Below are 14,312 nucleotides of genomic sequence, written 5' to 3'. Positions count from 1 at the left end.
GATTATCAATTATTGTAAACAGCGAAATACAAATTTTCTAAAATTTTCTCCAATAAAAAAGTATTTGTATTAAAGGACCTAAAAAAGATTTAATTCCTAGATTTAATACACATCTTTTAAATAGCGCTTTTCTTTTTGTAGTGACTTGATCCAAACAGCAGAATCCTCCTCACTCATCGAACCATGCTCCTGTGCAATCGTTCGCAATGCCTGGTCGACATCCTTCGCCATACGGGATGCATCCCCACATACATAAAAGAGGGCTCCTTCTTGTATCCAATTCCAAAGTTCTGCACCTCTTTCCAACATCTTATGCTGGACATAAACTTTTTCTTCCTGATCTCTCGACCAGGCAAGATCTAATTCATTAAGAATTCCTTCCTTTTGATAACGAATCCATTCTTCTCCATAAAGATAATCAGTTTTTTGAGAACGATCCCCAAAGAAAAGCCAATTTTTCCCTGTAGCACCAGTTGCCATTCTTTCTTCGATAAAAGCCCGAAAGGGAGCAATTCCAGTCCCCGGTCCCACCATGATAATGGGAGCATTTTGAACTGCCGGTAACTTGAAGTTTTTGTTGGGATGAAAATAACAGGGAATGGTCTCCCCCACTCGCTCAGCAAGATAAGAGGAGCAAACCCCTTTTCTTTTTCTACCATGTGAATCGTACCGAACCACCGCAACAGTCAAGTGAACTTCCTCCGAATGAGCACTTAAGCTCGATGCGATAGAATATAAACGGGGGGGCATTGGTCGGAGAAGACTCACAAAATCTTCAACAGCAAGTCCCTGTTGGGGGTATTCCTTAAATAAATCAATCAGTTCGCGACCCCACATATAATCGACAAGATCATTTTTATTCTCGATCTTAAGTAATTCTTCAAGAGCGGGAACTCGGGCAATATCATTAAATTTCTTAATCTGAATTTTACTCAGTACCGTACAGGCAAACTTGTGAAGTAATGTGTCTTTCAGGGAGAAGCTTTCCTCGCCAATTTGTACCGGTTCAGTACCGGAAAAGCCAAGTACTGACAAAAGATCATCCACTACCTCCGAACAATTTACCGGAAGCACACCAAGAGAATCTCCCGGCTCATAACTCAAACCACTATCCTGAAGTGAAAATTCGAAATGACGAGTTTCCTTGTCCGACCCTTCTGTCATCACTCGGTTGACAAGGAGTCCTGAAGAATAGGGGTTACTTTTACTGTAAAGATGATCAGCAGATTGAGTAGTCATGATAGTATGTTAAAGAGTATTTTATTTACGCATTTTCCACCCTCGACTCCAAGCGAAAATTATAAACTTTTCTCTTTGGGAATCGATTTGCCGATGAAGTCTAATTTGGCTATGTTTTGTGGGATGGAATGGATTAAAGAACTTAGTAAGGATGAACTTAAGAAATGGGGAGAAGTTATGCTTCAACATTCATTCGATCAAGAAGAGTGGAAAGAAGCACGTTGTGCATTATTAAATTCCCTTACTGCCGATCAAAAAGTGGCAACAGAAAGTGCAATTCGATCCTATATTTCTTGCTGTGCGGAAGCGGTTGGGGCGACTCACCCACTCCCCTCTCTTAAAGAATCTGTGATCGAACTGTACCAACAATATGGTATGGAGGAATCCGGTAAAAAGTAAGCTTAGCTAAAATTCAACTCTTGATGAGCCCTCGCTACTTGGAGATACTTTTCAGCCCATTTCTTCAATCCGTTTCGTTTCTCAATTCCTAACTCCCGCTTTATGGTTCCGGGCACACCGGCAACTAAAGAACCAGGAGGAATTAACATTCCGGCCGGTACGACTGTACCCGCAGCTACAATGGATTGTTTTCCGACCACCGCACCATCAAGCACGGTGGCATTCATTCCTATTAAGCATTCATCTTCGATCGTACAGGCATGGATAATTGCACCATGCCCAACCGTTACATAATTGCCCACGATTAAAGGTTTTTCATCTGAGAGATGTCCGATTACCCCGTCTTGCAGATTGGAAAAATTTCCGATTTCGATGTAATTAATATCACCCCTTAAAACACTTCCGTACCAAATACTGGACTGCTTACCGATACGTACATCTCCCACAACTATTGCATTCGGTGCGATGAATACATCGCTATCGCAGGTAGGTTGTTGAGCAAGAAACTCAGCCAAACGATCTTTTACATTCAATTAAAAAGAAAGTCTGTTACTAGATATTTATTGGCAAGATTCGCACTCTTCACCATTCATCATGGCTTGAATGCTACACGCTTTGGCTTCCGCATCAGTGTACTCTTTTTTTGCAGAAGGTTCACCTGCCACATCCCCCATCGGTTTGGAATGATTTAAAGAAACGGTTGCTTTTTCAATATTCGAAGCACCCAATGTACGAAGATAATAGGTGGTCTTCAGTCCCTGCCTCCATGCTGCCCGGTACATGTGAGAAAGTGTTTTCATGTTGGGTTGACCAAGAAACAAGTTAACGGACTGAGATTGATCTATCCATTTCTGACGACGGGCCGCCGCGGCGATTACAAACTCGTAAGAAACATCAAACGCAGTGGAATATTTTTTCTTAAGATTATCCGGAATCGAAGCAATGTCAGAGAGTTCACCGTCGAAATATTTCAATTGATCTGACATTTCACCATTCCAAAGATCAAGTTTTTTAAGATCCTCCACCAAGAAACGATTTAACACCATGAAGTCACCGGAGAGATTACTTTTAACAAATAGGTTTTTGTAAGTGGGTTCGATACAAGGTGACGATCCCATAATGTTTGAAATTGTAGCCGTCGGTGCAATGGCAATAACATTACTGTTCCGCATTCCATGCTTGGCTATCTTTTCTCGCACAACTGACCAGTCCATTTTTTCGCCCTTGGGAACTTCCACCTCACAACCGCGTTCCTTTTCAAGTAGTTCGATTGTGTCTTGCGGTAAAATCCCCCGATCCCATTTTGAACCACGGAATGAAGAGTAAGTACCGCGTTCGCTGGCTAAATCGCTTGAAGCTTCATAGGCGTAGTAACAGATTGCTTCCATGAATTCATCATTGAACTCAATTGCTTCTTCTGAAGAAAAGGAAATATCTTTCCGGAAGAGGGCGTTCTGTAAGCCCATCACTCCCAATCCAATAGGTCGGTGCCTCATGTTTGAAGTCTTGGCTGCATCGGTCGGGTAGAAATTTACATCGATTACATTATCCAATGCTCGGATCGCAATACGAATGGTATCCCTTAATTTGTCATGATCCAAGGAACCATCACTCTTCAAATGAGAATCCAAAACTACGGAACCCAAGTTACATACTGCCGTTTCATCGGCTCCAGTATTTAAAGTAATTTCAGTACAGAGATTGGAACTATGAATTACGCCAGCATGATCCTGTGGACTGCGAACATTGCAAGTGTCCTTAAAAGTAATCCATGGATGCCCCGTTTCGAAAATCATTTTTAGCATTTGCTTCCAAAGATCGAGTGCGGGCATCGAATGAGACCAAATATCTCCCTTTTCCGCGAGAGCTTCGTATTCCTCATACTTCGAGTCAAAAGCTTTACCGTATAAGTCATGTAAATCAGAAACCTCATTACTCCGGAATAATGTCCAATTCCCGCGGGACTCCATTCTCTTCATGAACAAATCGGGAATCCAATTTGCTGTATTCATGTCATGGGTCCGACGCCTGTCGTCGCCCGTATTTTTACGGAGATCTAAGAACTCAATAATATCACAATGCCAGGATTCTAAGTAGGCACAACCCGAACCCTTTCTCTTCCCTCCCTGATTGACAGCACACAATTGATCGTTGTGCATTTTGAGAAAAGGAATCACACCCTGGCTCTCGCCATTGGTGCCTGCAATATGGCTACCCGTTCCACGGACAGCAGTCCAACTACCGCCCAATCCACCCGCCCATTTTGACAAAAATGCATTCTCCGCAATTCCCCGATACATGATTGATTCAATCGTGTCATCGACCTTGTAAAGGTAACAGGAAGAAAGTTGTGAATGAGGAGTTCCCGAATTAAATAATGTGGGTGTAGAAGAACAAAATCTTCTGCTCTTGTATAAGTTGTATAAGGAGATAATTTGATCTTCAGGATTGTCCTCGTGGGCGAATATTCCCATCGAGACCCTCATCCAAAACAATTGAGGAGTTTCCAGTCTTTGGGGAGATTCATTTGTTTTATCGACCACCAAATAACGATCGTATAAAGTTTGAATTCCCAAATAATCAAAATCTAAATCTGCCGACGGATCAATAGCATCTGCTAATTTACTAATATTAAGTTTGAGTAATTTGGCATCAAGGCGCTTGATTTCCACCCCATGTTTAAGATATTTTTTAAGGCCTTTCGCATGAAAACCTTTGAGTTCCTCGATTGTATTGACCGAGATATCCCAACCCAACACCTCTTCGTAGACATAACTTAAAAGTATACGGGCCGAAAACTTGGCAAAATCTCCATCCTTTTCAATAAGAGTCTTCGAATTTAAAATAATGGTTCGGCGTAAATCAACTTCACTAATTTCCGAAAATACAGAGCGGCGAAGGCTTTCTTCAATTTCTTCAGTACTCAGGCATAGATTAAGTCCAATTGAAGCAAATGAAATTCGTTTTTTGAGGTCAATGCCATCCCAGAAAAAAGTGGAACCGTCCTCTTTTTGAACGACAATCATTGAGTCCTGTTTGGCCTCATCAATACCTGCACCAGTCTCTCTTTCGATGCGTCGGCGTGCTCGGTATAAAATGTAGGATTCCGCAACCTTAAAATGCCCGGTGCGCATTAATTCCTCCTGAACAAGGTCCTGGATATCCTCTATATTAATAAAGGCCTGCCCAGTAGACAATGCCTTGCGAGTAACTTGGCGGGCAAGTTCAACTGCAGGTTGAGAGTCCGTTTGCAAGGAAAGGAATGCTTTACGCACCGCTACTTCAATCTTGGCGGCGTTCCATGGAACTACCTGTCCGCTTCTCCGAATCAACCGAATTTGGTCGACCATGTGATCATCCGAGATCGCTCCGCCATCATTTGATCGACAAAAGACAAGACTCTTCGCCACATCATAGGCATCGTTTTCAACTAATGCTTTTTCGATCAAACGATAAAGCTCGTCAAAGGAGAGGCGGGGGGCTCCGCCTTCCTCCTCCTCGGCCATTCGCTCAATTAAGCGATCCGCGACGATCCGGGCGGACTCCACCACGAGTTCCCGGTTTTTTGGGGTATATATCTCGTTTTCTTCCCTTGATATCATTAGGTTGGTCAATGCCTCCCCAATGACTTCGGCCACCTCGGCGATGTGGAAATCACGATCACCCGCGCCATCTGTAATTCGTACCTTCGGTACTTCAAATCTATTATCACCCAGGCCCTGAGCCCAATCGAAGCGAGGCTTATCCTTGCTGGGTGTTCCTGCTGCTTTTACAAGCAACTTATCTTCATCAAAAATCGTATTACGCATAAATCTTATCCTTACCCCTCAACCACCTATTAATTATTGTTAGAACCCCTGAGCTTACCAATCAAAGCTCGTCGTCAGCAACTTCGGACAAAGCAGAGGACTTTTGATATTCTGTCACACGGCCTTCGAAGAAATTCTGTTCTTTCTTAACGTCCATTGTTTCCGCTAACCAAGGGAATGGATTATCAAGTCCGGGATGAAGCACATCCAATCCAATTCCATTGAGCCGGCGATCAGCAATAAAATCAATGTAAGTGCAAAATTCATCGGAGCTCAACCCTACTGAATTTACAGGGAGGCAGTCCCGAATAAATTCTTTTTCCAGTTCAACTGCTTCTTTCATTAATTCAGTTAACTCGTCCTTGAAAGCCGGAGTCCACACATCAGGATTTTCGTCTACCAATACACGGAAAAGATTACGAAAAAGTTCGATATGATTCGATTCGTCACGCAATGTGTAGCGGAACATTTGCCCCACGCCAGGAAATTTATTCTGGCGAGCAAGACTCAATATCATACCAAATAAGCCGTAGAACTGTGTTCCTTCCATGCACTGACCAAAAACGAATATATTTTTTGCAAATTCCTGCTTCTCAGCTGTTTGCGTTAAATCCATATCTCTACGCAAGCTCTTCGATACTTTAGTGACGAACTCGTTTTTCCTGCGAATGGTATCAACTTGTTCGAACATTGCCTCACATTCGTGGGGGTTAATTCCCAAGGAACTGATCATGTAGAGAAGACTGTCTGCGTGGATATTCTCCTCATGAGCATGGCGACCTAAAACAAGTTTAAGTTCGGGAGCAGTAACTAGTTCGCGTACCACATGCTGGATATTATCGCCCACAATTCCCTCCGCTGCTGAAAAGTAACCGATTCCCATCATTACAATCCAGCGTTCCGCATCACTCAATTCAGTTTGGCTCTTCCATTGCTCCACGTCTTTTTGCATGGGAACATCTTCCGGTTCCCAATGGTTTGCCTTCATTTTGCGGTAAAGATCGTATGCCCACTGGTACTTCAGAGGGAGTAAATTAAAGGTCATGGTATCACGCCCATTAATTACCTGTTTTTCTTGATATGCCTTCATTGCTTTTTCTTCGTCGAGAAGAAAAGTTTTTTCGCCAATTTTGAATTCTTTGTCCATCTGTATTGCTCCCTGTGTCGTTTGTTATTGTGCTAAAATATTTGTTATTTAATCGTATCAGTCAGTATGCTCCGAGTGTAATTTTGGGGAACGGAATTAGTCGGTTGCATAATTTGACCTTGTCTGTTGAAAAGAGAAAAGAAAAGAAAAAAATGAAAATTTTGTAAAGTTTTTGTTAACGTGGACACAATATGTAGTGTTTACCCTTGGTTAGAGACACAATATGTAGCGGTGTGAATAACTTTGGAGGTTGAATTAAAATGATCCTTTAAAAATAATGGGGAAACTAAAATTCACAAGAAAATCGTATTTTTTTTACTTTTCCAAGACAAAGTTATCACTAGTTGTTAATTTACTTATTCACAAAACCTAGTTTCCTCGCATATTTACAGGAGAGTAACATTTTGATAGTCCAAAAAACTATCTTATAAAATTATAAAAAATATTCATTTTGCTGGAAAGGATTCGATCAAAACCCAAAAAATAAGGCCTAAAATATGGTTCAAATCATAGAATCACAGGAATTAAAACAAGTCGTTCCAATTCGTTTTTGCGTGCCTGTCTCCTCGCGTGAGAAATTGTAGAATATCGCCAATCAAATAAATAGACCCAGTTATTAGAATCGTGCCATTAGATCTAGAATTTTTCAATTTATCCTTTGCTTTTTCTAAATTAAAATCGATTACTTTTCCCCTAAAAGAATCAGGGATTAAAGAACGAAGGTAATCAACCGTACAAGCACGGGGTTGCTCGACTTCAAAAAGTGTAATCGAACTGGCAAAGTCTAAAACCACATCAACAATCTCTTTCGCACGATCTTCTCCCAGTACCCCAAGCCAAATTTCTGGTTTTTCTGACAATGCGTCCAAGTTTTCCCGTAAGCAAATGGCACCGGCCGAATTATGGCACGCGTCCAGAATAACTCGGGGAGAACCCTCGATTATTTGCCAACGTCCTAGCAGACTCACTTGATTTAACCCCTGACGGGCAAGATCATTCTTAATGGGAATCTTTTCTCTTACTATTTCCGCTCCACGCAGTGCCAAGGCTGCATTTGCTCTTTGGTACGACCCCTGAAGGTTGGTCTGGGGTCTTTCCTCTTGTACGAAATGAGAAATAGAGTGTAACTCTGAGTTCCGTTGAATCGCGATCTTTTGAACCACTTCCACGCTACAATTCGGCAAATCTCCAATAAGGACAGGCGTCTCCCTTTTAATGATTCCCGCTTTCTCCTGGGTTATTTCCTCAAGGCTGTTTCCTAAAATGGCACAATGATCCTTAGAAATCGTAGTGATAATGGATAATTCGGGAGCGACCACATTCGTGGAATCTAATCGCCCGCCCAAACCAGTCTCAATCACCGCAAGGTCTACCCCTTGCTTTTGAAAGTGCAAAAAGGCAATAGCAGTCATGAATTCAAAAAATGTGGGATGGTTCTCGCTTTCGTCCTCCTCCATTTTTTGGGCAAGAGGCTTTAATCGATCCACCCATTGGTTAATCTCGTCCTCGGTAATGTGTTCTCCATTAATTTGTATTCGTTCCCCCAATTCAATTAAATGGGGAGAAGAAAAGAGTCCCACCTTGTACCCATTCGCTCGATAGATTGAATCAAGCATGGCACAAACAGAACCTTTTCCATTTGTACCCGCAACATGAATGACTGGAAAATCGAGCTGTGGATTGCCAAGTAGCTTCACGAACTTCGACATTCGATCGATCCCGAAACTTGAGCCTCGATTACGGAGACTGTATAAAAATGAAAGAGTCTCGTTCACCAACGCTCCAGGTGAAATTTCCGGATTACTTAGATTTGGGCACTGCCCGAGTTTTTTTAGGAGCCGTTTTTCGGGCTGTCACTTTTTTCTTTGTAACCGGCTTATTACCCAAAGTTAGGAGATTGGTTGGTTCTTTGGTTTTTAAATTCACACCCAAATGACCCCGTAATGTAATTAAACGATCACGCAAATCATGACGATCCACAATTTGATCCACTAATCCATGTTTCAGTAAAAATTCTGATGTTTGAAAACCCTCTGGCAGGTCGGCTCGGGTCGTTTCCTTAATCACACGTCTTCCGGCAAATCCTATTAATGCCTTAGGTTCGGCGATGATCACATCGCCCAAAGTTGCATAACTTGCCATGACCCCAGCCATCGTAGGATTGGTTAGAATCGAAAAATAAGGTACCTTGGCTTCTGCAAGTCGAGCCAGTGCCGCACTTGTTTTTGCCATCTGCATTAGGCTCAATATTCCTTCATACATCCTAGCACCACCCGAAGCAGAGACTACAATAACAGGCATCGAATATTCCAACCCGCGCTCAATTGCCCGGGTAATTTTCTCCCCCACTACCGAGCCCATACTTCCTCCTAGAAACCGAAAGTCCATTACCGCCAAGCTTACCCAGTGACCATCCATTTTTCCAATTCCGGATATAACTGCATCTTCCAGGGAAGTTTTCTTACGATTTTGCTCCAGTTTATCTTTGTAAGCAGCAAGTCCTTTGAATTCCAAAGGATCGAGAGAGGACAAAGTTGAATCACACTCAACGAAGGTTCCTGGATCCAATAACGATTCTATTCGGTCAGGTGCAGCAAGTGGGAAATGGTAACCACTCGAAGGTACCACCATTAAGTTTTTCTTTAACTCCTTGGCAAAAACCATGTCACCGGTTTCAGGACATTTGGTAAAAACTCCCTTCGGTACTCCCTCACGGGACTTTACCACTACCTTCGAATATTTTGGTTTGCTAAAAAATGCCATAATTTAATCTTTTTTGTTATCCATGTCCCAAAGTTGCAACATTAACATTTTGAAAGCCTTCTTGCATTAATGCTTTTGCACATTCGTCCAAGGTCGCTCCAGTGGTGTAAACATCGTCTATCAGAATTAATTTGTTTTGTTTATTTAAACCCTTTTTATGCTTAAGGGCAAAAGCATTTTTTACATTCTTTTTTCGCTCAAACCGGTCAAACTCTGTCTGAGTTTCAGTATTTCTCGTTCGTGTCAGGGCATCAATTACTTGCACGCGATCTCCCAGGTCTTTTTTGAATGCATTCGCAATCCACACGCTTTGGTTAAAACCGCGCTTCCTCAATCGCTTTCGATGTAATGGAACGGGAATCAAAATTGAATCATGAAGAAATTCCCGAAAGGAATCATTTCGATTCAGCCATCGGGGCAAATCTTTCAACACATCCTTCACTCCATGATATTTGATCTCATGGATTATTTTTTTCCCATTTTGGTCGAGAAGGAATAAACACTTCCCTCTTTTAAAACGGGGCGGATCTTCTCGACACCCCGCGCAAACCAATCCGTTAAAATCAAAACCACTCATCGGAATCCCACAATACTTACAGCCATTTTTGGTAATCCAAGCCAATAAATCCTCGCATTCTAAACACATGTAAGAAAGTCCATCTTGGTAAGGAGCCTTTTCACATACCGGACAGATTCCCGGAAAAATTAAATCGGAAAGATAATTCAAATATTCCTGATACAATTTCATTTCGATCAAAAATCTGGCCTTAATAATAAACCTGCTCAAGGCACAAGCCCTTTGCCGGTGCACTTACCACCACCTCCGTCCGTTTCCTGCTTTGTAATATTTCCCGTATGGTATCGACTTCAATACGCCCTCTTCCCACTTCCAATAAGCCTCCCACCATACTGCGTACCATTTTGTAAAGGAAACCACTCCCCTCGACTTCAAATTGGAACTCCCTTTCTTTCTGATTAACGGTCATGCTCCAAATTTCTTTTACTGGATCTTCTTTTTCTTCCTTTCGGTGAGAAACTGCAAAGGCACTGAAGTCATGAGTTCCCACTAAAAACTGGGACGCTTCCCTCATCGCTTCCAGATCATAACTTTTATTTTTTAACGAGATGCAAAATCCCTGCTCCTGTGGCATAGCCCAACCCCTTACCGCCCGATAAAGGTAACGCTTTCCTTTGGCCGAACTGATGGCATGAAAAGAGGGGGAAACTGGTTCAATCGAAAGTGGACAAATGTCAGAGGGAAGATGGGCACGTATTGCCTGTAACATATTATCTACGCCATGCGTCCATTGATGATCGAAGTGAAAAACCTGCCCATTGGCATGAACCCCCGCATCTGTTCGACCCGCTCCTATCGTTCGGATCGGAGTAGAAAAAATATTGTGCAATGCATCCTCAATTTTATTTTGTACCGCGTCATTAGTGGGTTGCTTTTGCCAACCGGCATAGTTTGTTCCATCGTAGGCACACACACAGCACCATCGTTTACCAGAATCAACTTCTTCGTTTTTCATTGTGCCTAGTCCTGTGGAGGAGGAATCACATTTCGATTTTCAATAAAGTCGCGTAGTATAATTCCCGCTGCTGAGGCATCAATTTTCCCTAAATTTTTCTTCTTCTTTTTATTGGATTGTACCCCTAACGACTCCTCGGCAGCCAAACTGGTTAGTCTCTCATCCACTCGGTGGACAGGCATGGCAAAACTCTTTTCCAAGGTCGCAATAAAGACGTCCACTTCCTTCGCCCGCACCCCTACTGTTCCATCCATATGGATTGGATACCCCACAATAAGTTCGTTCACTTCCTTCGCTTCAATCAAATCTGCGATGCGGTCCAGATAGGATTGATCATCGACTCCTGGAACCGCTCCGATTGGTAAGGCTATGCCCAACTCATCAGCCCATGCCAAACCGATCCGTTTGGTCCCGTAATCAATCCCGAGATAAACCGGCATACAGTTAAGTTAAGTCAGGGTGTGCTTCCCCCACTTTCCGGGCAAGTTCCTTCACTTCTTGGGCACGGTCTTTATGGCATACCATGGTGGCATCCCCGGATTGAACGACAATTAAATCTTCCACTCCAAGGAGCGTTATACAATGCCCTTGTTCTGAAAAAGCCAAGTTTCCCTTCGAATCCACCGCAATTCCCTCTCCCTTAAACACGTTTCCATTTCCATCTGCCGGATAATGTCTTTCTATCGCCGGCCATTCCCCCACATCATCCCAGTCAAAATCAGACTCCAACATGACTACCCCCTCCGCTTTTTCCATAACGGCAAAATCGACGGAAATTTTCTCCAGTTTTGGATAGACTTTTTCCATCGCTCCAAGGAGAGAACCTGTCGAAGTAAAGTCTGCCTGTAATTCTTTTAAACCCGCCGAAAGAACGGGGGCATGCTTTTCGATAGCGGAAAGTATAACCGAAGGTCTCCAAACAAACATTCCTGCATTCCAAAAATATCCACCCTCACTTAAGTACTCCTCCGCCGTGGTTAAATTGGGCTTCTCCACAAATCGATCGACCTTGGAAACAGGTCGGTTCAGTACCTTATTCAATTCCTCTCCCTGAGAAAGATATCCATAACCAGTCGCCGGAAAACTTGGCTTAATTCCAATTGTGACCAGGTAATCATCTTGTTCAGCCGCGTCAAAAGAACTCGTCAATACTGAACGGAAGCCCTCCCCGTCCTCAATTACATGATCCGCTGGCAACAATGCAAATGCGGCATCCTTTGCTTCTTGGTCCACTAATAAAGCGGCCAACCCCACTGCTGCGGCAGTGTCTCTTCCCTCGGGCTCTCCAATCACTCTCTCGGGGAGTAGTGCGGGACAACTCTCCAGGACCGCGTCCCGTTGTTCTTTATTGGTAATCACAAACACATTTTCCGGTGGTACTAACCCCTTCAAACGATCCACAGTTTGGGCAAGCATTGGAGAATCCCCCACGATGGGAAGAAGGTGCTTGGGACGCGTTAAACGACTTTGAGGCCAAAAACGCTCACCGCGTCCGCCTGCCATAATTACTACAAACCGATTGCTCATACCCTCAAGCCATGCCACGCCACTGATGAATGGCGAGTTTAAAAATCCTTCGCTCCATTCCACTCTGTAAAAAATTCATACAATACCCCTGAATCGGCTCATAGCATACTTGCCATCCAAGAATGCATTCCTTATGTTCGATCCTTTATTTTTATTTATATTAGGCATGAAACGTAGCCATCACTGCAATCAACTTCGCAAAGACAACGCCGGATCTCCCGCCACTTTAATTGGGTGGATCGATTCCTTACGCGACCACGGAGGCGTCTTCTTTCTCGACCTCCGCGATCGGGAAGGAAAGACCCAGGTCGTACTCGACCCCGAAAACCAGACCCTTTCCGAACTCTTCCCCAAGCTCAAACCCGAAAGTGTGATTGAGGTAAAGGGAGAAGTCCGCAACCGCGACGAAGGTACGGAGAACAGCAACTTGGCCACCGGAGATATCGAGCTCTTTGCCAGTTCCATCATTGTCCATAACCAGTCGAAAACGCCTCCCTTCCCCATGGACGACTCTGCCGATAAGGTGGGCGAAGACCTCCGGCTTACCTATCGCTATCTCGACCTTCGCCGAGAGAGCAACCTGAACACACTCAAGCTTCGGCACCGTGCATCGATGGCAATTCGGGAATTTTTTGACAAGCAGGACTTTCTTGAAATCGAGACACCGATTCTGTTTAAGAGCACACCCGAAGGAGCCCGTGAATTTCTCGTCCCCAGCCGGATGAACGAAGGAAAATTCTACGCCCTCCCCCAATCCCCCCAGCAGTATAAACAAATGCTAATGGTCGCCGGGATTGAGCGCTACTATCAACTTGCCCGTTGCTTCCGCGACGAAGACCTCCGGGCAGACCGCCAGCCCGAGTTCACTCAGGTCGATATTGAAATGTCCTTCATTGACCGCGAGGACATGTATGCCCTGATCGAAGGTCTCCTCTCCACGGTATGGAAAGAAACTCTCGACGAGGAAATCACCACTCCTTTTCTTCGCATGCCCTACCACGATGCAATGAACCGCTTCGGTTCCGACAAGCCCGACATGCGCTTTGGTATGGAAATTCAGGACTTTTCCGAAGACTTCCGCGAGTCCGACTTCAAGGTATTTGCCGGCACTGTAAAATCGGGCGGGTCGGTAAAAGCATTTAATGCCAAGGGACTTGCCGATATTACTCAGGGCGAACTCAAACACCTCGAAGAAACCGCCAAATCTCTCGGTGCAAAGGGTCTCGCATTTATTAAATCCGAAGGAGGAGAGTGGAAATCCCCCATCCTCAAATTTCTTTCCGATGCCGAGCAGGAAACTCTCAAGTCTAAACTCGAAGTGGGAGACGGAGATATCATATTCTTCGCAGCCGGCTCCTGGGATAGCTCCTGCAATATCCTTGGTCGTGTCCGTTTGGAAGCGGCTACACTTTTAGAAAAGCGGGGTCAGGCACTTCGCGATCCCAAGGACTGGAAGTTTCTCTGGGTGATCGATTTTCCATTGATGCACTTCGAAGAGGAGGAGGGTCGCTATGTGGCATCACACCATCCGTTCACCGCGCCAGTGGAGGAAGATTTACCCTTACTCGAATCCGAACCCAAAAAGGTACGGGGTCAACACTATGATATCGTGCTCAATGGAGTGGAACTAGGAGGAGGTAGTATCCGTATTCACCAGCCCGATGTGCAAAAGAAAATCTTTGAGGATGTCCTCAATATTCCGGCCGATGTGGTAAAAAGCCAATTTGGCTACATGCTTGAATCCTTCGAATATGGTGCCCCACCCCACGGTGGGATTGCCCTCGGCCTCGACCGTTTAATTACCATCCTCGCGGGTAAGGAAAGTATCCGCGATGTAATCGCCTTTCCCAAGACTCAAAAAGGACAGGACTTGATGACCGACAGCCCCGGTACTGT

Annotated in this window: 12 protein-coding genes; 2 read left to right on the top strand and 10 right to left on the bottom strand. The window is 44.1% G+C overall.

Going from position 1 to position 14,312, the window contains the following annotated elements; genetic code table 11:
* Positions 1–102 precede the first annotated feature (102 nt).
* Positions 103–1,239, bottom strand: coding sequence for a diflavin oxidoreductase (locus tag ACKPQ5_RS06160; RefSeq protein WP_407678223.1), 1,137 nt, complete (start codon positions 1,237–1,239; stop codon positions 103–105).
* A 6-nt stretch (positions 1,240–1,245) separates the two neighbouring features.
* Between ACKPQ5_RS06160 and ACKPQ5_RS06155 the strand changes: the two genes are divergently transcribed.
* The gene (locus ACKPQ5_RS06155) at positions 1,246–1,638 is read left to right on the top strand and encodes a hypothetical protein (protein ID WP_407678222.1); all 393 of its coding nucleotides are present in this window, start codon (positions 1,246–1,248) and stop codon (positions 1,636–1,638) included.
* A 2-nt stretch (positions 1,639–1,640) separates the two neighbouring features.
* Here the strand turns inward: ACKPQ5_RS06155 and ACKPQ5_RS06150 are convergent, their stop codons facing one another.
* The 9 genes from ACKPQ5_RS06150 to ACKPQ5_RS06110 form a co-directional block, all read right to left on the bottom strand.
* The gene (locus ACKPQ5_RS06150; RefSeq protein ID WP_407678221.1) at positions 1,641–2,171 is read right to left on the bottom strand and encodes a gamma carbonic anhydrase family protein; all 531 of its coding nucleotides are present in this window, start codon (positions 2,169–2,171) and stop codon (positions 1,641–1,643) included.
* Between the two features lie 27 nt (positions 2,172–2,198).
* Positions 2,199–5,447 (bottom strand): ribonucleoside-diphosphate reductase subunit alpha, encoded by a 3,249-nt coding sequence (locus ACKPQ5_RS06145; RefSeq protein WP_407678220.1) that lies wholly within the window; start codon positions 5,445–5,447, stop codon positions 2,199–2,201.
* Between the two features lie 61 nt (positions 5,448–5,508).
* Positions 5,509–6,594, bottom strand: coding sequence for a ribonucleotide-diphosphate reductase subunit beta (locus ACKPQ5_RS06140; RefSeq protein WP_407678219.1), 1,086 nt, complete (start codon positions 6,592–6,594; stop codon positions 5,509–5,511).
* Between the two features lie 524 nt (positions 6,595–7,118).
* Positions 7,119–8,303 (bottom strand): bifunctional folylpolyglutamate synthase/dihydrofolate synthase, encoded by a 1,185-nt coding sequence (locus tag ACKPQ5_RS06135; protein ID WP_407678218.1) that lies wholly within the window; start codon positions 8,301–8,303, stop codon positions 7,119–7,121.
* Positions 8,304–8,394: 91 nt separating this feature from the next.
* A complete protein-coding gene (accD, locus tag ACKPQ5_RS06130) occupies positions 8,395–9,357 on the bottom strand; it encodes an acetyl-CoA carboxylase, carboxyltransferase subunit beta (protein ID WP_407678217.1) in 963 nt (320 codons plus the stop codon).
* A gap of 16 nt (positions 9,358–9,373) precedes the next feature.
* Entirely contained in the window at positions 9,374–10,105 is a 732-nt protein-coding gene (locus ACKPQ5_RS06125) for a double zinc ribbon domain-containing protein (RefSeq protein ID WP_407678216.1), read from the bottom strand.
* A 19-nt stretch (positions 10,106–10,124) separates the two neighbouring features.
* Positions 10,125–10,889 (bottom strand): tRNA pseudouridine(38-40) synthase TruA, encoded by a 765-nt coding sequence (truA, locus tag ACKPQ5_RS06120; RefSeq protein ID WP_407678215.1) that lies wholly within the window; start codon positions 10,887–10,889, stop codon positions 10,125–10,127.
* Between the two features lie 5 nt (positions 10,890–10,894).
* On the bottom strand, positions 10,895–11,329 hold the full coding sequence (ruvX, locus tag ACKPQ5_RS06115) for a Holliday junction resolvase RuvX (RefSeq protein ID WP_407678214.1): 435 nt from the start codon (positions 11,327–11,329) through the stop codon (positions 10,895–10,897).
* A gap of 4 nt (positions 11,330–11,333) precedes the next feature.
* Positions 11,334–12,416 (bottom strand): mannose-1-phosphate guanylyltransferase, encoded by a 1,083-nt coding sequence (locus ACKPQ5_RS06110; RefSeq protein ID WP_407678213.1) that lies wholly within the window; start codon positions 12,414–12,416, stop codon positions 11,334–11,336.
* A gap of 166 nt (positions 12,417–12,582) precedes the next feature.
* Between ACKPQ5_RS06110 and aspS the strand changes: the two genes are divergently transcribed.
* Positions 12,583–14,312, top strand: a 1,730-nt coding sequence (gene aspS / locus ACKPQ5_RS06105; protein WP_407678212.1) for an aspartate--tRNA ligase, incomplete at its 3' end; no start/stop codon positions are given.

This window comes from Candidatus Seribacter sulfatis, assembly GCF_964187635.1.
Taxonomy (GTDB): domain Bacteria; phylum Verrucomicrobiota; class Verrucomicrobiia; order Opitutales; family Seribacteraceae; genus Seribacter; species Seribacter sulfatis.
The sequence above is the reverse complement of the archived record's forward strand: the minus strand, read 5'-3'. Positions and strand labels throughout refer to the sequence as shown.

Bases quoted from the DNA above. Each gene is read 5' to 3' on its own strand.
- ACKPQ5_RS06160 (WP_407678223.1), bottom strand. From the start codon at position 1,239: ATGACTACTCAATCTGCTGATCATCTTTACAGTAAAAGTAACCCCTAT.
- ACKPQ5_RS06155 (WP_407678222.1), top strand. From the start codon at position 1,246: ATGTTAAAGAGTATTTTATTTACGCATTTTCCACCCTCGACTCCAAGC.
- ACKPQ5_RS06145 (WP_407678220.1), bottom strand. From the start codon at position 5,447: ATGCGTAATACGATTTTTGATGAAGATAAGTTGCTTGTAAAAGCAGCA.
- ACKPQ5_RS06140 (WP_407678219.1), bottom strand. From the start codon at position 6,594: ATGGACAAAGAATTCAAAATTGGCGAAAAAACTTTTCTTCTCGACGAA.
- ACKPQ5_RS06135 (WP_407678218.1), bottom strand. From the start codon at position 8,303: ATGTCGAAGTTCGTGAAGCTACTTGGCAATCCACAGCTCGATTTTCCA.
- accD (WP_407678217.1), bottom strand. From the start codon at position 9,357: ATGGCATTTTTTAGCAAACCAAAATATTCGAAGGTAGTGGTAAAGTCC.
- ACKPQ5_RS06125 (WP_407678216.1), bottom strand. From the start codon at position 10,105: ATGAAATTGTATCAGGAATATTTGAATTATCTTTCCGATTTAATTTTT.
- truA (WP_407678215.1), bottom strand. From the start codon at position 10,889: ATGAAAAACGAAGAAGTTGATTCTGGTAAACGATGGTGCTGTGTGTGT.
- ruvX (WP_407678214.1), bottom strand. From the start codon at position 11,329: ATGCCGGTTTATCTCGGGATTGATTACGGGACCAAACGGATCGGTTTG.
- ACKPQ5_RS06110 (WP_407678213.1), bottom strand. From the start codon at position 12,416: ATGAGCAATCGGTTTGTAGTAATTATGGCAGGCGGACGCGGTGAGCGT.